Origin of the sequence: Thalassotalea fonticola (genome assembly GCF_032911225.1) — a bacterium.
Lineage (GTDB): Bacteria > Pseudomonadota > Gammaproteobacteria > Enterobacterales > Alteromonadaceae > Thalassotalea_A > Thalassotalea_A fonticola.
The window spans coordinates 3,709,741-3,728,236 of sequence record NZ_CP136600.1 but is presented as its reverse complement, the minus strand read 5'-3'; the positions used below and the strand labels follow the sequence as shown (position 1 = coordinate 3,728,236).

General features: G+C 39.0%; 20 protein-coding genes. 4 read left to right on the top strand and 16 right to left on the bottom strand.

What is annotated here, in order from left to right:
• Window positions 1-5: 5 nt before the first annotated feature.
• The 6 genes from hfq to RI844_RS15135 form a co-directional block, all read right to left on the bottom strand.
• On the bottom strand, window positions 6-251 hold the full coding sequence (hfq, locus tag RI844_RS15160; protein WP_348395509.1) for an RNA chaperone Hfq: 246 nt from the start codon (window positions 249-251) through the stop codon (window positions 6-8).
• Window positions 252-358: 107 nt separating this feature from the next.
• Window positions 359-1,297 carry a tRNA (adenosine(37)-N6)-dimethylallyltransferase MiaA gene (miaA, locus tag RI844_RS15155; protein ID WP_348395508.1) on the bottom strand — a complete coding sequence of 313 codons (939 nt, stop codon included), beginning with the start codon at window positions 1,295-1,297 and terminating at the stop codon, window positions 359-361.
• A gap of 28 nt (window positions 1,298-1,325) precedes the next feature.
• Complete coding sequence (mutL, locus tag RI844_RS15150) at window positions 1,326-3,191, bottom strand: DNA mismatch repair endonuclease MutL (protein WP_348395507.1); 1,866 nt, start codon at window positions 3,189-3,191, stop codon at window positions 1,326-1,328.
• Window positions 3,191-4,498: an N-acetylmuramoyl-L-alanine amidase gene (locus RI844_RS15145; protein WP_348395506.1), complete on the bottom strand. Its 1,308-nt coding sequence runs from the start codon at window positions 4,496-4,498 to the stop codon at window positions 3,191-3,193. The genes mutL and RI844_RS15145 overlap by 1 nt, the downstream gene beginning before the upstream one ends.
• A gap of 55 nt (window positions 4,499-4,553) precedes the next feature.
• Window positions 4,554-5,024 (bottom strand): tRNA (adenosine(37)-N6)-threonylcarbamoyltransferase complex ATPase subunit type 1 TsaE, encoded by a 471-nt coding sequence (gene tsaE, locus RI844_RS15140; protein ID WP_348395505.1) that lies wholly within the window; start codon window positions 5,022-5,024, stop codon window positions 4,554-4,556.
• The gene (locus RI844_RS15135) at window positions 5,021-6,514 is read right to left on the bottom strand and encodes an NAD(P)H-hydrate dehydratase (protein WP_348395504.1); all 1,494 of its coding nucleotides are present in this window, start codon (window positions 6,512-6,514) and stop codon (window positions 5,021-5,023) included. Before RI844_RS15135 ends, tsaE begins: the two co-directional genes overlap by 4 nt.
• Before the next feature lie 10 nt (window positions 6,515-6,524).
• Here RI844_RS15135 and queG point away from each other — a divergent pair, with 10 nt between their 5' ends.
• Window positions 6,525-7,670, top strand: coding sequence for a tRNA epoxyqueuosine(34) reductase QueG (gene queG, locus RI844_RS15130; protein WP_405054410.1), 1,146 nt, complete (start codon window positions 6,525-6,527; stop codon window positions 7,668-7,670).
• Window positions 7,671-7,702: 32 nt separating this feature from the next.
• On the opposite strand, the gene RI844_RS15125 is transcribed toward queG, so the two are convergent.
• Together RI844_RS15125 and orn are read right to left on the bottom strand one after the other, a co-directional pair.
• Window positions 7,703-9,367 (bottom strand): hypothetical protein, encoded by a 1,665-nt coding sequence (locus RI844_RS15125; protein ID WP_348395503.1) that lies wholly within the window; start codon window positions 9,365-9,367, stop codon window positions 7,703-7,705.
• A 109-nt stretch (window positions 9,368-9,476) separates the two neighbouring features.
• Entirely contained in the window at window positions 9,477-10,022 is a 546-nt protein-coding gene (gene orn / locus RI844_RS15120) for an oligoribonuclease (protein WP_348395502.1), read from the bottom strand.
• 98 nt (window positions 10,023-10,120) lie between these two features.
• Between orn and rsgA the strand changes: the two genes are divergently transcribed.
• The 3 genes from rsgA to RI844_RS15105 all read left to right on the top strand — a co-directional run bounded on the left by rsgA (window position 10,121) and on the right by RI844_RS15105 (window position 12,857).
• Window positions 10,121-11,152, top strand: coding sequence for a small ribosomal subunit biogenesis GTPase RsgA (rsgA, locus tag RI844_RS15115; RefSeq protein WP_348395501.1), 1,032 nt, complete (start codon window positions 10,121-10,123; stop codon window positions 11,150-11,152).
• An 86-nt stretch (window positions 11,153-11,238) separates the two neighbouring features.
• The gene (asd, locus tag RI844_RS15110; RefSeq protein WP_348395500.1) at window positions 11,239-12,111 is read left to right on the top strand and encodes an archaetidylserine decarboxylase; all 873 of its coding nucleotides are present in this window, start codon (window positions 11,239-11,241) and stop codon (window positions 12,109-12,111) included.
• Between the two features lie 8 nt (window positions 12,112-12,119).
• Window positions 12,120-12,857, top strand: coding sequence for a glycerophosphodiester phosphodiesterase (locus RI844_RS15105; RefSeq protein ID WP_348395499.1), 738 nt, complete (start codon window positions 12,120-12,122; stop codon window positions 12,855-12,857).
• A 16-nt stretch (window positions 12,858-12,873) separates the two neighbouring features.
• Here the strand turns inward: RI844_RS15105 and RI844_RS15100 are convergent, their stop codons facing one another.
• From RI844_RS15100 to gspG, 8 genes are read right to left on the bottom strand one after another with little or no spacing between them, the layout of a single operon-like run.
• Window positions 12,874-13,629, bottom strand: coding sequence for a type II secretion system protein N (locus tag RI844_RS15100; RefSeq protein WP_348395498.1), 756 nt, complete (start codon window positions 13,627-13,629; stop codon window positions 12,874-12,876).
• Between the two features lie 2 nt (window positions 13,630-13,631).
• Window positions 13,632-14,102, bottom strand: a complete 471-nt coding sequence (locus RI844_RS15095) for a type II secretion system protein M (protein ID WP_348395497.1) — start codon at window positions 14,100-14,102, stop codon at window positions 13,632-13,634.
• Entirely contained in the window at window positions 14,099-15,322 is a 1,224-nt protein-coding gene (gene gspL, locus RI844_RS15090) for a type II secretion system protein GspL (RefSeq protein WP_348395496.1), read from the bottom strand. The genes RI844_RS15095 and gspL overlap by 4 nt, the downstream gene beginning before the upstream one ends.
• A complete protein-coding gene (gene gspK / locus RI844_RS15085) occupies window positions 15,322-16,434 on the bottom strand; it encodes a type II secretion system minor pseudopilin GspK (protein WP_348395495.1) in 1,113 nt (370 codons plus the stop codon). Before gspK ends, gspL begins: the two co-directional genes overlap by 1 nt.
• A gap of 1 nt (window position 16,435) precedes the next feature.
• Window positions 16,436-17,059: a type II secretion system minor pseudopilin GspJ gene (gene gspJ, locus RI844_RS15080; RefSeq protein ID WP_348395494.1), complete on the bottom strand. Its 624-nt coding sequence runs from the start codon at window positions 17,057-17,059 to the stop codon at window positions 16,436-16,438.
• Complete coding sequence (gene gspI / locus RI844_RS15075; RefSeq protein WP_348395493.1) at window positions 17,056-17,454, bottom strand: type II secretion system minor pseudopilin GspI; 399 nt, start codon at window positions 17,452-17,454, stop codon at window positions 17,056-17,058. The genes gspJ and gspI overlap by 4 nt, the downstream gene beginning before the upstream one ends.
• The gene (locus RI844_RS15070) at window positions 17,444-18,016 is read right to left on the bottom strand and encodes a prepilin-type N-terminal cleavage/methylation domain-containing protein (protein ID WP_348395492.1); all 573 of its coding nucleotides are present in this window, start codon (window positions 18,014-18,016) and stop codon (window positions 17,444-17,446) included. The genes gspI and RI844_RS15070 overlap by 11 nt, the downstream gene beginning before the upstream one ends.
• Window positions 18,017-18,050: 34 nt before the next feature.
• Window positions 18,051-18,488 (bottom strand): type II secretion system major pseudopilin GspG, encoded by a 438-nt coding sequence (gene gspG / locus RI844_RS15065; protein WP_348395491.1) that lies wholly within the window; start codon window positions 18,486-18,488, stop codon window positions 18,051-18,053.
• Window positions 18,489-18,496 lie beyond the last annotated feature (8 nt).

Here is an 18,496-nt window from a genome sequence, read left to right as displayed (position 1 = left end):
AGGCGTTATTCCCCCGGTTGAGTAAATTCAGCCGGATTAGATGTGTTAACTGCACGAGACGGCACAACCGTTGAGATAGCATGCTTATATACCATCTGGCTTACCGTATTTTTAAGTAAGATCACAAATTGATCAAATGATTCAACTTGGCCTTGTAATTTAATACCGTTGACTAAATAGATTGCCACGGGAATGCGATCACGACGTAAAGCATTCAAAAATGGGTCTTGTAAAGATTGACCTTTTGCCATTGTATTGGCCCCTTATTGTTATTGTTAATCCGATTTACTATAACCAAATTAGAGTAAATTAATTGTGCAAATTTAGTTAGTTACACAACGAGCTTTTTAAGTATACACTATGATTTCAACTTTGCTAAACAACTTAATATTTGTTGGAGATTAGTTTCATCATTTGTGGTTAACCAAGTTAACTTTGGCCAACCACGAAGCCAAGTAAGTTGCCGCTTGGCCAGCTGTCTAGTAGCGCAAACGCCGCGGAAGATCATTTCGTCATAATCAAACTCACCGTTTAAATGTTGCCACATTTGTCTATAACCAACGCAACGAATTGACGGTAGGTCTTCGTGTAAATCATTGCGTTGTTTTAATTGTTCGACTTCTTGTTGAAAGCCCTGCTCCAACATGATGTTATATCTAAGTTCTATGCGTTGATGTAATTCAGCGCGTTCAGTGGTGCTAATTGCAAATTGTAAAACATCGCCATCTAGAGTGTCACCTTTGATTTTGGTTAGCTCGGTCATGCTTTTATTTGTTAGTTGATAAACTTCTAAAGCTCGAGTTAACCTTTGTGGATCATTAGGATGAATTCGCTCGGCTGAAACAGGATCTACTTCATTGAGTAAGTCATGAATATGTTGCCAACCTTTTTGCTCTGCTTGTTCGGCTATATCTGCACGAATCTTTGCATTCGCAGCGGGCAGAGGTGAAATACCTTCCAGTAGACTCTTGAAATACATCATAGTTCCACCAACCAAAATAGGTATACGACCACGACTACGAATTTCATCGATTTCGCGCTTTGCGTCCCGACAAAAATCTGCTGCAGAGTAGCTCTCACTCGGGTCAATGATATCTATCAACCGATGTGGGTACTTGGCCAGCTCTTCTTTAGTTGGTTTAGCACTGCCGATATTCATATCTTTATAGATAAGTGCTGAATCAACACTAATGATATCGCAAGGTAAACGATCACTTAAGCCAAAAGCAAGATCAGTTTTGCCTGAGGCAGTTGGCCCCATAATACAAATTACTGGTGGTAACTTTTGTTGTTGCATTTCGCTCATATCTTCTTAGATGTTGGATTTATGCTAGCTGGTTAATGTATGAAGTAAGGTCTACTTCAATAGAATTCAAGCGCATATAATCAGAAAGATCAAAGTTTTGTAAAGTTTTACGATTTAATAACAGCTGTTGAGCATAAGTTAAATCTAATTGCTCTGGCATTTTAAGTTCAGCGAAAGCTGATATCCATGACTGCTTGGTTAATGTTTCTGCTGTTATGAGTAAATTAAGCAATTGCAAAAAGCTCTGGCTGATGTCTTTATCTCTAAATTGCGCAGGATATTGGCGGATAATACATTGCAGGCCTTTTAATGCGCATTTTATTCCCGCTTGCTCGAATAGCTCTAGGTTGGTATCAACAAAATTTACCGAAGCCTTATCAAGCGCAACAGATACCGGTAATAATAGTGGCTGAGAGACAATGCCGACGGCAAAGGATTGGCCTAATAGTTCACTATTGACTGCTCTGCACAATGGCTTTAACTGCACGCAACATATAGATTTTTTGTATTCAACTACGGCAACAAAGTCATCAATCATGGTTAATAAACGTAATTCATCATTTATCAGTGCTTGATTCACAGTTACTGTTGAAGCATATTCAGTGGCGGTAGAAAGTGCAGTTGCTGCAACAGACTCCTCTGTTGCTACTGCAACGGCATCTACATTAGCTGTATGCGGCGTTGTTAACAGCGAATGATAATTACCAACCGCTTGCCTGGATGGACGTTGGTTGTGTTGATAGGTATTTGCCGCACTGTTACTTTGCCCACTTGTTTGCTCTGAGACCATCTGTAAGGGCTGTACATAATCTCGGGCATAAGGTTGATTCGCACTTGCAATAACTTCACCATGCTCATCACATAAAAGCGCTTCGGATACGTTTGCTTGCTCGTTATTAAGTGTTTGCTCAACTGCGGAGCAAATAAAGTCATGCACAAAGCGAGCTTGATGAAAACGCACTTCATGCTTTGCCGGGTGCACATTTACATCAACATCGGCAAAATCTAAATTAAAGAACAGCACAAATGCAGGATAACCATCATGATTTAAACGATCGGCATACGCTTGTCTTATCGCATGGTTTATTAATTTATCGCGCATCATTCGATCGTTGACATAACTGTAACTTAAGTCATTCTGACTGCGATAAAACTCAGGTTTGGCAATCCAGCCCCACAAGTGCAAATTATCATGTTTAAAGTCTAACGCAATGGCATTATCAATGAACCCTTGCCCACATACGGAAGCGATACGTTTTTCAATTTGTTTTTCTGTTTTGGCACCACGATACTGCCTAATAACTTTACCGTTATGAGAAAGGATGATGGTAATTTCTAATTTAGATAAAGCAATACGGCGCACCACTTCATCAATATGAGTAAACTCGGTTTTTTCGGTCCGTAAAAATTTTCGTCTGGCTGGAGTATTAAAGAATAAATCCTCAACATCAATGCTGGTACCATCAGGATGTGCAGCAGGTTTAATATCTACCTGCATGTCACGCCCAACAGCTATTGCTTGCCAAGCAGATTCTTGTGTAACAGGTTTAGAGGTTAACGTTAACCGAGAGACCGAACTAATACTGGCCAATGCTTCGCCGCGAAAGCCTAAACTGTGAATAGACTCTAGATCATCCAAGCTTTTAATTTTACTGGTCGCATGACGAGATAAAGCCAGGGTTAATTCATCTTTAACAATACCTTTGCCATTATCGGTAATTTTAATTCTTTTTGAGCCGCCCTTTTCTATCTCAATAGTTATTTTGGTTGCGCCGGCATCAATGGAATTTTCCACTAATTCTTTTACTACCGAGGCCGGACGCTCCACCACTTCACCAGCTGCAATTTGATTAGCAAGGCGAGCGGGTAATACAGCAATAGACATTAATTTACTCTTGGAATTGTCAGGGTTTGACCGATACGAACAACATCAGTTTTCAAGTTATTAGCGAGTTTTATTTCTTTTACTGACACTTTATAACGCTGGGCAACCACTGACAGTGATTCTCCCCGGCTAATCTTGTGCTGAGTAGGTTTTTGACTCGCAAGTAGCGAACCTTCAGGCGGATAACGGACAAAATGGTTTTTCATACCAGTAAAAATGGCATTAGCCAATTTACCTTGATGCCTAGAAGACATTAAATTTTTAAAGTCATGGGGATTAGAAATAAAGCCGGTTTCAACCAACATGGATGGAATATCGGAAGATTTTAATACTGCTAAACTGGCATTTTGTGGTTTCGACTTATGCATTTTAGTGATTTTTTTCATTTCTTTGATGACGTTATTCGCCATACGATCACTTATTTCTAATGACTTGTCTTTGGTTAGGTCGGCTAAGAAAACCGCAAGATTGTCATCATTGGTTCGCTTAATTAATTCACCACCGCCACCAAGTAATTCTGAGTTTTTCTCACGATTAACCAACCAACGCGATAATTCTGATTGAGCTCGAGAATTATTTACAATCCATACCGAACCGCCTCGTGGCTGTGAGGTACGAAATGCATCTGCATGGATAGATACTAAAAAGTCGACTTGCTGTTTTCGGGCAATTTCGGTGCGACGATTTAAGTTTACGAAATAATCACCGCTGCGGATCATTACCGCTTTCATGCCGGGCTCTTTATTCACAATAGCTTGTAATCGTTTAGCGATAGCTAGGGTTATTTTCTTCTCATATGTGCCATTTTTAGAAATAGAACCGGGATCTTCACCGCCATGTCCTGCATCTATGCCAATGATCACATCACGTTTGGTATTTTTTGGTTTATGAGTGGCCACTTGTTTACGTTTTTTATCAAGTAAATCAACGACCAAACGATCACCATATGGTCCTGTTGGGGCAAGTACAAAGATACTATCGTCGTAGCTATTATTGAGTTCTAAGACTAATCGCACGGCAGTGTTATTCTTACTGGTGCTGGTTCGAATTAATTTAATACGAGTATCATTTTTAGCAAGATTCGTTAAGTTAGAAATGTTTTGGGTATTTTTAAAATCAATAACTAAACGATTCGGGTTACTAAGGTAAAAATAGCTGTAGTCGGGTTTATCGCTTAAATCGAATACTACTCGGGTATTTTCAGGAGCCGGCCAAATTCGCACACCTTCAATAACATTAATTGCCCAAGCATTAATGGCAAACATGCTAAAAAAAACAACGACAACTTTTAGGCTACATCTTCTCATGATTTGTATTTACGCTTTCCAAAAAGCTCTAGATATCAACTGCTATAACTGGCTTTTATGTTATTAGATTTATTATTTGCTCACCTCGGCTGGTTACAGCCAATAGTGTGATGATTCTTTGCGTGTCATTATACTGTAAATTAATAATAAGATCTTCTTGGGGCAAAATACCAGAACCTTTTTCAGGCCATTCGATAAAACTGCAAGATTTCTGGGCAAAATAGTCGCGAATCCCCATATATTCCAACTCTTCCGGGTCACTCAAGCGATATAAGTCAAAATGGTAAACATGCCATGGTGATAGCTCGTAGGGTTCTACCAAAGTGTATGTAGGGCTTTTTACGTTGCCATTATGGCCCATGCCTTGTACAAAACCACGCGTTAAAGTAGTTTTTCCCGCGCCCAAGTCACCATTTAAAAATACCAATAAATTATCTAAATTAAGCTGTTTTGTAATGTCAGCTAATTGTTTACCCATAGCTACGGTTGCTTGCTCATCGGCTAATGCTAATGTTACTTCGTTCATTCATTTACCAGTTGTCGAATATAAGGAAATAGATCACTGGCCAGTAAGCCTTTTTGACCATCAATTATTGCCATATCAGCTGCTAGACCATGTAAATATACACCGTATTTAGCTGCCTGAAATATATTACTTGATTGTAATATTAAAGCGCCAATGATACCAGACAAGACATCACCCATACCACCAACAGCCATACCTGGGTTGCCCGTTATATTGATGGCAATACGTTCGCCATCACTGATTAAGGTACCAGCGCCTTTTAATACACAAATACCGCCATATTTTAACGCAATAGCTCGGGCTGACTCAAATCTATCTTGCTCTATATTAGCTACGGAACAATTCAATAATTTAGCGGCTTCACCCGGGTGGGGAGTTAACACCCAGTTATCTCGGTACTGTGGTTTTTTTGCTAATAAATTTAATCCATCGGCATCAATCACCATAGGTTTGTTGAGTGCTAAAGTTTGTTGAAAATTATTTTCGGCCCAAATATCACAGCCTAAGCCAGGGCCAAGCACCACCACATTCGCCTTAGCAATTTTTTGTTGGTTATCAATCGAGTCATTCTCAAAACTTAGTAACATTAATTCCGGTCGATTGGCTAATATTATGACTTCATTAGTGTGATAGCACATAACCGCAACCAAACCTGCACCACTGCGCAAACAAGCCTCGGCTGATAACTTTGCCGCCCCTGGCATCCCTTGATTACCTCCGACAACTAATACAAAACCGCTATTACCCTTATGAGCGCTTTGTCGCCTACTCGTCAATTTTTTTAAAGAGTGTTGAGAATTAACCGTTACAGATGATGGTATATTTTTACTAAAACTGGTTCCAATACCTAAACCTGAGACATAAATCTCACCACAATAATCACTCGCTACACCTGTTAGCAGCCCTTGTTTAACCGCGACAAAGGTTATGGTTATATCCGCTTTAATCGAACACCCGAGGACCTGCCCAGTGTTGGCACATAATCCGGAAGGAATATCCAGACTCAAAATTGGCTTTTTTAACGAGTTGAATAATTCAATAACCGTTTGATAGTTATCTCTGACTTGCCCAGATAAGCCAGTACCAAGTAAGCCATCAACGATAAGCTCTACTTTGGTTAAATCTATCTCATCAAGATTATGCAGATTACCGCCCGCCTCGAGGTACTTTGTACACGCAAGCTTAGCATCACCTTGGTAGTCATCAATATTGGCTAAGTTATGCAGATAAACATGCATGCCCTGCTCTAATGCCAACCTTGCTACTATGAAGCCATCGCCAGCATTATTTCCCTTACCACAAACCACTAGGATGGTTTTACTATCAGGCCATTGTGTTCGTAGTAATTGAAATGCAGCTACACCAGCAGCTTCCATTAATTGGTACAAACTCAAGTTTGCAAGTGCCGCTATTTTCCCTTCGTTTTTTTGGACATCTTCAGCCTGATAGGCATTGTGTGGTATGCTTGCCAAAAATTTAACGGGTTTCATCTAAACATCCATGATTGATCATTCATCTATTAACTATCAGCATCTAGCGGAAAAAATCAAGCTTTGGGCAAAAGAGCTTGGTTTTAGTGATGTTGGTATTTGTGACGTAGATTTAAAAAATCATGAAAAAGCCCTGAGCAAATGGCTTGAACAAGGCTATCACGGTAATATGGATTACATGGCGCGACATGATTTGATGCGCGCTAGACCTGACGAATTATTACCCGGCACACTGAGAGTAATTTCCGCTCGTTTAGATTACCTGCCTACGCAAGCTAAATTTGCCAAAATATTAAAGCAACCTAAGCATGCATTTGTATCTCGTTATGCGCTAGGCCGCGATTATCACAAGCTTATGCGTAACCGTTTAAAACAACTTGGCCAAAAGATTGAAGCCTATTGTCATAGCCTTAATTTTCGCCCATTTGTAGATTCAGCGCCAGTTTTAGAGCGACCATTAGCAGAAAAAGCAGGTCTTGGCTGGGTAGGCAAACACACGCTATTAATCAATCAACAAGCTGGATCTTGGTTTTTCTTGGGTGAACTAATGGTTGATATCCCGTTGCCAATTGACGAGCCCAAACAGAACCAATGTGGGCAATGTGTATCTTGCATCAAAATATGCCCTACTGATGCCATAGTTGAACCTTATGTTGTTGATGCCAGGCGTTGTATTTCCTATTTAACCATTGAACTAAGAGATGCCATTCCTGAAGAGTTTCGGCCATTAATCGGCAACAGGATATACGGCTGTGATGATTGCCAATTAATTTGCCCATGGAACAAATTTGCCAAACTTTCAGTCGAAGGTGACTTTCAACCGCGCAATCAACTTGACGATATCACCTTATTAGAAATATTTAGTTGGAATGAACAACAGTTTTTAAAAAATACTCAAGGCTCACCCATTCGCCGCATTGGTTTTGACTGTTGGCAACGCAACATAGCGGTGGCATTAGGTAACGCACCTTTTGATCAAAAGATCGTAGATGCCCTAAACGAACAACAGACAACAAGTGAAATGGTACAAGAACATATTGATTGGGCGTTAGAACAACAGCAATTAAAACTTGAAAAACTAGCTGAAAATAAAAACGAGCGATTAACCGCTCGTTTAATACGTACTATCGAAAAAGGCTTATCAAGAGATGCTTAACTTGCAAATATTCCGGCAATAATCAGAAACTATTAACTCTCTTCAACAAATTTAGCTACTTCTAGAATAGCTTCATTCATTTCTACGATAATTGGCACTGCCTGATGGATTGCTTGTTTTGCACAAATATCGCTAAGCTGTTCACACGATTTAATTAAGCGTGGCGCCGACAAAATAACTGCGGTTTTTAAAATAGAATCATTAATTTCGCTAACTCGGGATAAGTTTTCATGAGCGAGGGCATCTTTTAGTTTTTCAAAGTTTTGTTTATTACGATCCATGTAATCATCAAGCATAAATACTGCCATTTCAGCTGAACCATGGTATTGGTTAAACTTTTCAAGGTTCATCACCAGGTTGTTAATTTGATAGAAGCTCGGTTGTGCTTCTTCAATCTCTTCATCTAACTCAGCAATTGCTTGTTTTTCAGTTTGCTTAAGCTCTGAATGAGTATTAGTTTCCATGATTGATTTAAGCTGGTTTTTTTCTTTCTTTTTAACATTAATTAATGCTTGTTCGGCCTGTAATTCTTTCTCATGCTCAAGTTGCATGTGGTCGGCGCCGGCATGGAATGTACGATTTACCAGATTTAAAATACGCCATGCTAAAAAAACACTCGAAAATACCAATACCAGAATAAATATAAAGCCAATTGGTAGCATGGTTGATTCTTTTACCTTAATCCCGATAATTGGCAGGTTTAATTCAAATTCAGGCAGGTCATAAAAGTTAGGCCGCTCAATTAACATAGCTGTTTGCTTCAAAAAATCTTGATAATCTTTTAACTGACTTATCACTTTATTCGTCGTAATATTTTCATCGCGCCACTTAGCAAACAATTGTCCTGAGCCCATCAATTGATTGGTAATCTCTCGAATATCATCAGTCAATTGCTCTAACTTTTTATCACTGGCTTTACTGGTTTGTAATTCTTTATTAATGTTCTTGGTTAACGTCGCAATTTGTGTAGATATTTGATTAAATTGATACGACGATACAGTTGAAGATAATGCTGTTAATTGGTTTTGTAATTTCAATAATTCTTGATAAATATATTGATAGAATTGTCCTTCATTCATCAATGCTATAACGGAATTAAAAGTGTTAGTTCCGACTCTATTTTGACTATTTACAAAATCTAAAGAGTTTTTATTAAGTTGCCGCTGTTTATCACGGCGAATAGAATCAACATGCTCAATAATTTCAGTTAAGGTTTTAGTGTTGGCACTGTATTGACCATTGCGAGATTGACGAATAAGAATTAAGTCATCAACTAAAATAACAAATTTTTTATAACCATCAGCAAAAGATTGCGCTGTTTTGGCAATTTCGTCGGCAGTATTATCTCGTAAATTATCATTAACCATCAACACATGTTGCTTACTTAAGTCGACAATTTCTAGCCAAGCTTGTTTGACATCATCTAGAGGTTGGTCAAGTTGTTGGTGACGAATAGCCAGTTGCTGAGCGACCAGCTGATTTTCTAATTCAGCGACACTTTTCATCAATTGAGCATTATTTTTAATAAAGGGAATTTGCTGCTTATGCAGGAACTCTGCTTTTTCAGCCTGCTGATTATAAAGCCATAATGAAGTTGCCACCAATAAGCCCATGGTGGAAAGCAATAAGGCAACATACAGTACGGCCTTAGTGATAATATAGCTTGGTGTTTTCACCAAAGCTTGAGAGCCTTGCATAGTCACAAATCCTTTTATTGTTATTCTACATTTCAGTGACGGTATCAGTTAATACTAGTACAAATCTTCAACACCTTGAACTTATTAACAAAATATTTACTAGTTATTGTTATATTTTAAATACATGTTGTCTATAAACTTTTAATTCTGCAATAGATTCTATGATGTCATCCAATGCTAGATGAGTTCCTTGTTTAGTAACCTTATCTAACACTGCAGGCTGCCAGCGTCTGACCAATTCTTTGATCGTACTTACATCAATATTGCGATAGTGAAACCAGGTTTCAAAATCCTTCATGTAGGCATTAATAAAGCGTCTGTCTTGACCAATTGAATTACCGCACATAGGAGAAATACCTTTTGCTACGTATTGCTCAATAAATTCAATCGTCGCTTGCTCAGCTTGTTGTAAGGTAACTTTTGATTCACGACAACGCTGAGTTAAGCCACTAGCACCATGCTGTTTTACACACCATTCATTCATATTGGCTAGCACGTCATCACTTTGATGAATGGCAAATACCGGTCCTTGTGCCAATATATTAAGGTCGCCATCAGTAACGATTGAAGCTATCTCTAATATTACATCTTGCTCAGGTTCCAGGCCTGTCATTTCTAGATCTAGCCAGATTAAATTATTTGCATTTACAGCCATTTAAACGCCTTATATTTTCATTATCACTTTTCTTTTTGTATAATACGGCATAATTTAAAGCATTTATATGCTCAACAGGTAACAAATGAAATATACCCGTGGCTAAAGCAAAAAAATTGACCAAAGGTCAACACCGGCGCATTAAAAAAAATCTTGCTGATAAACTTAGTAAAGATAAAGATCTTGCTTGGCAAGATAGCGAATTAAGCGAACAGAAAAATGGCATCATTGTCAGCCGCTTTGGCCAGCATGCTGATGTTGAAGCGAGTAATGGTGATATATTTCGCTGTAATATTCGCCGTACAGTTAAAAGTATCGTTTGTGGTGATTCAGTAGTCTGGCGTCAGGGCAAAGAAACAGAGCACAGCATTAGCGGCGTTATTGAAGCTGTGCATGAGCGCACTACAGAATTAGCCAGACCAGATGTATATGATGGGTTAAAACCAATTGCTGCCAACATTGATCAAATATTTATTGTTTCGTCTGTGGTGCCAGCGTTTAATCCCGATATTATCGACCGTTATCTAGTTGCAATTGAATTAACTGGTATTAAACCAGTTATCGTTTTAAATAAAATTGATTTGCTCAGTGCAGAGCATCAAGAACTAATCGATATACACATCGCGCTTTACCAAGAAATAGGCTACGAAGTAATTTTTGCCAGCAGTAAATTACAAGAAGGCATTGAAAACATTACCGCACGATTAAATGATAAAACCAGTATTTTTGTTGGTCAATCAGGTGTTGGTAAATCTACCTTAGTCAACTCTTTAATGCCAGAATTAGGTATTGGCACCAAAGAGGTTTCTGAAAACTCAGGCCTGGGGCAACATACGACTACCGTGGCTCGTTTGTACCACTTTCCTACTGGTGGTCGATTGATTGACTCGCCTGGTATTCGTGAATTTGGTCTTTGGCATTTATCGCCAGAGGAAGTAGATCAAGGTTTTATTGAGTTTCAAGATTACTTTGGTTATTGCAAATTTCGAGATTGTAAACATCAAAATGACCCGGGCTGCGCGCTACAACAAGCGGTAAGCGATGGTAAAATTAATCCGTTACGCTTTGCTAGTTATCAACGAATTTTAGCGAGCCTTGGTGATAATAAATTAACCTCAAGATTTAATTAATCTGTATATAAATAACCTATAATAAATTACGCCAAGTAGACATTATTTCCTGCTTGGCGTTTTCTAAAATGAAAAAGGAAACTCTAGTGTCAGTTGATAATTTAAAAATTGCTTTGCAATATGCAATGCCAAAACATGGTTTATCACGCTTAGTTGGTAAGTTAGCTGCTGGTAAAGGCGGGCCATTAACAACATTTGCAATAAAGCGTTTTATAAAAGCCTATGGCATAGATATGAGTCAGGCAAAAATACAAGACCCTAAAGAGTTTGCTACCTTTAACGACTTTTTTACTCGTGAATTAGTTGACGGCGCGCGCCCAATTAACCCTGATGAAAATGAAATTTGTTACCCGGTTGATGGCGCAATTAGCCAACAGGGCGACATTATTAATGATCAATTAATTCAAGCTAAAGGTTTCAACTATTCCTTAGAAACCCTACTAGGTGGTAAAGCTGAAACCGCGGCACCATTTCGGGGGGGTAAGTTTTCTACCATTTATTTAGCTCCTAAAGATTATCATCGTATTCATATGCCAATTGCCGGTACCTTACGTGAAATGATTTTTGTACCTGGTGATTTATTTTCAGTTAACCCTTTAACCGCGCAAAATGTTCCTAATTTATTTGCCAGAAACGAGCGAGTAGTCGCTATTTTCGATACGGCTATTGGCCCTATGGCGATGGTATTAGTTGGCGCAACAATTGTCGCCAGTATAGAAACCGTTTGGGCAGGAACGATTGCACCAAGCAAAGAAAAGCAAGTCACAACCTGGACTTATCCAAGTGAAGGCGAAGGTGTTATTCACCTCGCTAAAGGTGAAGAAATGGGGCGTTTCAAACTGGGCTCAACTACCGTGTGTTGTTTCCCAGCAAACACTATAGAGTTTACCGAAGATGCAGGTCCTGAAACGGTAACTCGTTTAGGTGATACCTATGCAAATGTAACAACTTCGGAGTAAGAATAAGTATGCTTGTTTTTGCGCATCGAGGTGCAAGTGGCCATGAGCCAGAGAACACGCTATTAGCAATAAAACAAGCATTAGCCATGCAGGTAGATGCCATCGAAGTTGATGTCCACCTTAGCGATGGTGAACTTATTGTGATCCACGACCGTTGGGTAAATAAAACCACTAACGGCCAGGGTAAAATTAATAAACTGTCTTTTAAGGAAATACGTGAGCTGGATGCCGGCAAAGGTCAGCAAGTACCGACTCTAGAAGAAGTGTTAGCGACTATAAATGGCAGATGCCATCTAAACATTGAATTAAAAGCAGATCAAACCGTACTACCGGTTTTAGATCTTATCGATGAAGCCATTATCAAATATAATTTTAGCTATAATCAGTTTTTATTTTCTTCATTTAATCATCATCTACTTTTTGAGATTAAATCGATCAAGCCAGAATTAAATATTGGCGCGTTAACCGCAAGTTGCCCGTTAACTTACGCCGAGTTTGCCCAACACTTAAATGCTTACAGTGTACATATTAATATAGATTTTATTAATCAAAAATTTGTAAATGATGCTCATCAGCGTGGCTTGAAAGTATTTGTATACACCGTTGATGATGAGGATGATATCAGCGAGATGCATTATTTAGGTGTCGATGGAATTTTCACTAATTATCCAACCAAGTCATTAGTAAAAATTGCTCATTTAAACGGGCTACCGCTTATCGACGATAGCCCTGCAGCGTTTTATTAAGGTTAAACCAACCAGTTTATAAACGAATGGTATAGCGCCCTTTCGAATCTTTTTTACCAATAAAACCGAGTACGGGTCTAAGAGCATGAGGAAATTTATCTCCTGGGGTTAGGTAACCATCTGCCGTGACTCTTTTCATGCTGTATGCGTTAGCAGTAAGCTCTAGACCTAAATCATTCTTTGGATCAACGGTAACTTCCAACGCGCCTTTATTGCAGGATAAAGAAGCTTGTAATGAACCTAAGTCGATATCTTCGTCCATCGCGTTCACATTAGCGTTATCCCATAAAATAATCCCATTGGCAACTGCACAAACCGGCTTACCCATGCCATAAGAAGCAACATTAAGCTTTATTTGGCCGCCAGCATTTAGATCTATTGGTAAGTTAAGCTGAGTTACGATCTCATTGGCATCAACAATTATCTGGGCGTTTTCAATAAGTATTTCTGGTCCCAGATTAGATAAATCCATTGAGCCAGACACACTACCTAAACGATCACCAAAATTAATGGTAATACTTGGATCAAAGGTTAACAGCGATAATAGACTCACTGACCATTCAATATTGTTGACGGTATATTTATTTATGGTGACCGTTCTGGCTTTGCCTGAAAACACTGACCCAGATATACCTTGTAAGCTCACCCCTTTAGGCAGTGGTACTTGTGTAATCAATTTATCTGCGGGTGCTGATGAAATTAAAAATATTAAATATAAGGCAATAAATCCGGCGCCAATAGCCGAATACTTCTTAATGTCTTGCAGTTGCATTATTATGCTTTTCCTAATTGTAAACGTCTGACTTTAACAGTACCGGCAACGTTGCCCACAGCAATATCTGCAGCTTGAATAATAACGCCTTCGTTAGTGGTTAAATGCTCGAGCCAAGTGATCAAATCGTTAAAAGCAACTTCGTCAATCCATACTTGTAAGTCGTCACCTTGCGGTTGCATTCTTGCAATTGCAATTGCTCTCTGCTTAGCGGTACGATTTACCACACTTGATAAGCTGCCGCCAGATGATTTATTGCCACCACTTTTTTGTAATTGCTTATATTGAGCTAAATTTTCGCTTACCCAGACGGCAAGCTCTTGTTGCTTACCTAGCTTAATTCGTGATTTTTCAATATTAGTATTCAATGGTTGCCAAACGACGCTAATAAATAAAAAAACCACTACGATAACAGACATAGCAGCAACTAATTGTTGCTCTCTTGGATTTAAGCCCTTCCACCATTGTTTCATGACTTACTCCTAATATTGAATGACCCGGTTACTACATCACCCTGGTTATTTTGTGCTCCGGTATCAACCGTTAATGCCGCCTGCTCTAATGCCTGTTTAAATAGCTCGAAACTTTGGTAATCGTTTGCCGTTACTGATAAACGCAACTCATTTCGTTTCGCATCAAAACGTAACGATTCTGGCTTAAGTTTTGGAACTTTCATAAATGCAGGCTGGACTTTCTCTAGCATTGCCAGCAACCCTGAATCAGCTGTTGCACCACCAAGCTCAGCTAGTTTACTGGTAATTTGGCGTTTAACCGTAGATAAGCGCACGCGCTTTGTTTTTGGAAATGCCTTTTTATAATCAGTTTCTATGCCATTGCTAACTTGCTCGTATTTACCTTGTAATTGGTTTAACTCAACAATTTTACCGGTCAAATTCAGCAATAAAGCAAACACTGCAATGCCGGCAACCCATAACCAATTTTTGAGCTCTGGTGAACGCTGTTCTTTTACTGAGTATTCACCCTGCAAAAGGTTAAATGATTGCTGTTCATACCCTTTAGCCAGTAATAGTAGTGGTAACTCTTCTGGCATAGCCGTAATTTCAATTTGTTCTTCAGTAACAGTTATTGGTGAATAAGTGGCAACTTGTTGCGGTTCTTCTTGTTCAGCTAATAACTGCGCAAAAACCAATTCTGCAATGGTGTCATTTACCACAAACCCCTGCCAACTTTGGCTGCGGATGATAATTTGCTGGTTAATAGCAAGTGCAGTCCAACTATTTTCGACAATTGGCAAAGCGAGAAAGTCAGGCACCATAGTTTTAACGGTGATTTCGCTTTCGCTAAACCAAGACAGCCAAGTTTCCAGTTGTTGGTGAGCAAGTACAGCAAAAAAGCAATTTTCATCACCGCTATGATTTTTTGGTTTACTGGAAAATGCAAAAAATAAGTCTTCTACATCATCCGCTAACTCATCCTCTAGCATATATGGCGCAGCAGCTTTTATCGCTCGCTCAGATTTCCCCGGCACAGTTATGCTATGCAAGCGCACGTCAGCACCATTAATAATCACTTTTACGGTGCGGCTTTTCGCTTTCTCTGTCAGCTCACTAAGGTTTTCTTTATTGGCGAGCTCACCACTGGCTATTTCATCGGTTTCACCTTCAGCAGTGATTAACCACTGAATTGGATCTGACTCTTGACTACCAATGCGAATATATAAATTTTCTCGCATTAATTCACTCCAATACTTCTGTTAACCACGCTAATGGTTTCGTCTTTATTTATTTTCATAATTGAATTCATACTAAAGTAACTATCATTAAATGATGTTTTAGTAGTCAGTTTAAAGTATTCACTATCTACAACAAATTGTTGTTTGAACTGACTAAAATCTTTCAGTGACTTTACTGCAGGTAAACTGGTAAATTCACTAATATCTTTAAAACCTTCTTCACCACGCTCAGAAAATATTTCTTCTGCGGCACTGGCGTCTACGCCGCCTAATAAAGCTTGTAATAATTCTATATTCTCTTCATCAATTGTATTGATGTTTATTTTATGTGTATCCGAATTGGGGATCACACAGACATAATCTTTTAACGCAAAGATCACTTGTGGAGTAAAGTGCTCTATTAACCTTAATTCATTCACGCTCGCTAATAAACTGTTTGCCGCTAAATAAGGATACTCTTTGGCGGCATAGTCGTTATCTTCAGCACCGCCGGCACTTGCAATAGAAGAGTCCTCATCAAGCCAGTCGATTAATGCTTCCGCCATCGACTCAGCCTCAAAGCTGCCTATACCGTCAATATTTAATAAGTTTATCAACTCAATAAAAGCGACTTTGGCTTTATTTTCTATTACTTTACCACTACTGCCAGTATTACCAGGTGGTTTATTACTTCCACCTTGTTTATCATCTTCTTCTGGTGGTTCATTTTCATCAGGGTTTGAGCCTGGAACATTTCCTTGTTCATCATTATTTTGTTTTTTGTTTATTAATGAGTTTAAATTGAAACAGGCATGCATGTCGGTTATTTCACCGCTAATAGTACCTAAATCTACAGGGAAACTCGTTTCTCCAGACGCCCAAGGCTGACCTAAATGAGTAACCGCTTTATCGTCTTTTTCTTTAAACGAAAGAGTTAACACTGATTTGGCAAATGCCTCTGCTCCCATAGCATACCAATACGCTTGTTGATTAGAGTTAAGGTTATCAGTACGCTGTATTTGAAAAATTAATGCACTGCTCATTTTAGTCGCTAACACTACTGCAATAGCCACCACTAACATAACTGTGATTAACGCCACACCCGTTTGTCGCTGAAGTTTAAGTATAGTCATCTTAATCATCACTTTCAGCATTTGGATCTGCACTACCCGGAACTAAGAATTGACGTCTAATTAAGCCTATATCTTTAATTTCAATTTCAATAGCAACTGCCATAGGCAAATCTTCTTCAGGCAACTCGCTTACCCATTGTTTACCATTAAAAAATTCAAAGTCTACTTTCTCCACGTCAGAAATTAATGGCCTAACTTTGGGTTCTTCACCGGTGACTGAGTCAACAAATATGTAATGCAGACGATTCAATACATCTTCTTCTAATTGATAGGCCACGGCTTGTACATCACTACGTGGTAATAATAACGCTGGGTTACGCCAGCCTTGACGCACAAAGGCTATACCATGAGTGTTAGAAGAGTATGTTGATTCATTAGTATGGATGAATGTTTTTAATGGTGTATCGCCGTTTAAACGCACACTGCGGCGGGTCATTTGAATGAAATCTCGTTCCATCACTAAAAATGCGCGTTGCAGGGTAGCCAGTCTATCACTGTGCACTTTACCTTGCTCGCTACTGTCTATTATTGTCGTTAATAGCTTAGCGCCGGACAGTGATATAAACGAAAACAGTACAATAGCAATAAGTACTTCCAGTAACGTAAAGCCGCGCGAATTTGTCATTTTTGCGCCTTAGGATTACTGACATAAGTCATGATACTGGTGATTGAATGTTTATCAGCTTCATTTTCACGTACTTCAACACTTACCGCACGCATGTTTTTATCTTCGGTCGGGGTGATAATTCGTTGCCAATGCCATTCGCGGCCAGCCATTTCAGTTTTACCCGTTTTTTTCTTTGGTGGCCATGATTGATCAAGGTTAACCTCAACCAACTGGTTTGCAGCGACCCAGCCCGCTACGCTTAATTTTTCTAATTGCGCGGTGCCCAATAAGCTTGAACCAGCTACTTTCAATAATGCGACCCCAGCAAAAGAAAATACGGCTAATGCCAGCATAACCTCTATTAAGGTAAACCCTTTGGTTATTACTCTGCCCCTACCTTTATTACTGTTCATCAAAAAAAGGCCCTTCGATAACCAGTGGAATAGTGTATGTACCTGTTACATCGAAGTACATCGGCTCGTCAAAATCATCATCATAACTGAAGGTTAACTTAAACGGGGTGATATCACCGCCGGATAATATGAACACTTGTGGATAAAGCAGTTCTTCTTCATCCTCAAAGGCCTGTTCATCTTCAAATTCTTCAAACATTGATTGGCTGATGATCATTTGCCCATCTACAGGCAGTTCATCTAAGGTAAGGGTGAGATAAAAAGGCTCTTCGAATATTTCTTCAATTAGGCTGTCTTGCTCGGGAACGGGTACCCACTTGATGCCATCAAACGCCAAAAACTGATAGCTATCTTCTTCAACGAGTAAACCTAACTCAATATTATTTAATAACGCATACTCACTTGCCAAATTAAACAAAGCCGAAAATTTTTGACTATCAAGCTCAAGTTTATCTTCAATAGGGGAACGAGTTAGATTACCAACAAGTGTGTTTAACAGCATACCGATAACCAGCAGTACTAACATCACTTCCAGTAGTGTAAATCCCCTATCATTTTTCATTATTCATTGTTCATTACTTGTGAAAAATTAGAGCTTATCTAAATTCTTCAACATTCCAATTGCCAATGTCATCTTCAGTACCTACTTCACCATCAGGACCCGCACTGAATACATCAATTATACCGTTTTCTCCTGGGTTTAATAATACATACTCATTGCCCCAAGGATCTATCGGTAAACGTGGTAAATAACCACCTTCAGGAAAACGACGGGGTAATGGTTCAATATCAGTTTCTTCGACAAGAGCTTCTAATCCTTGCTCAGTCGACGGAAAATTATAATTGGCCATTTTATATAGTTTTAACTGTTGCTCTAACGCGCCAATATCAGACACCGTAGTTTTGATCTTTGCAGTATCAAGGTTTCCCATAAGGTTAGGTACAACCATAGCACCTAAAATACCTAAAATTACGATAACAACCATAACTTCCAGTAAGGTAAAACCTTTTACTTTTTTGTGTGTAACTTTCATTTTTTACT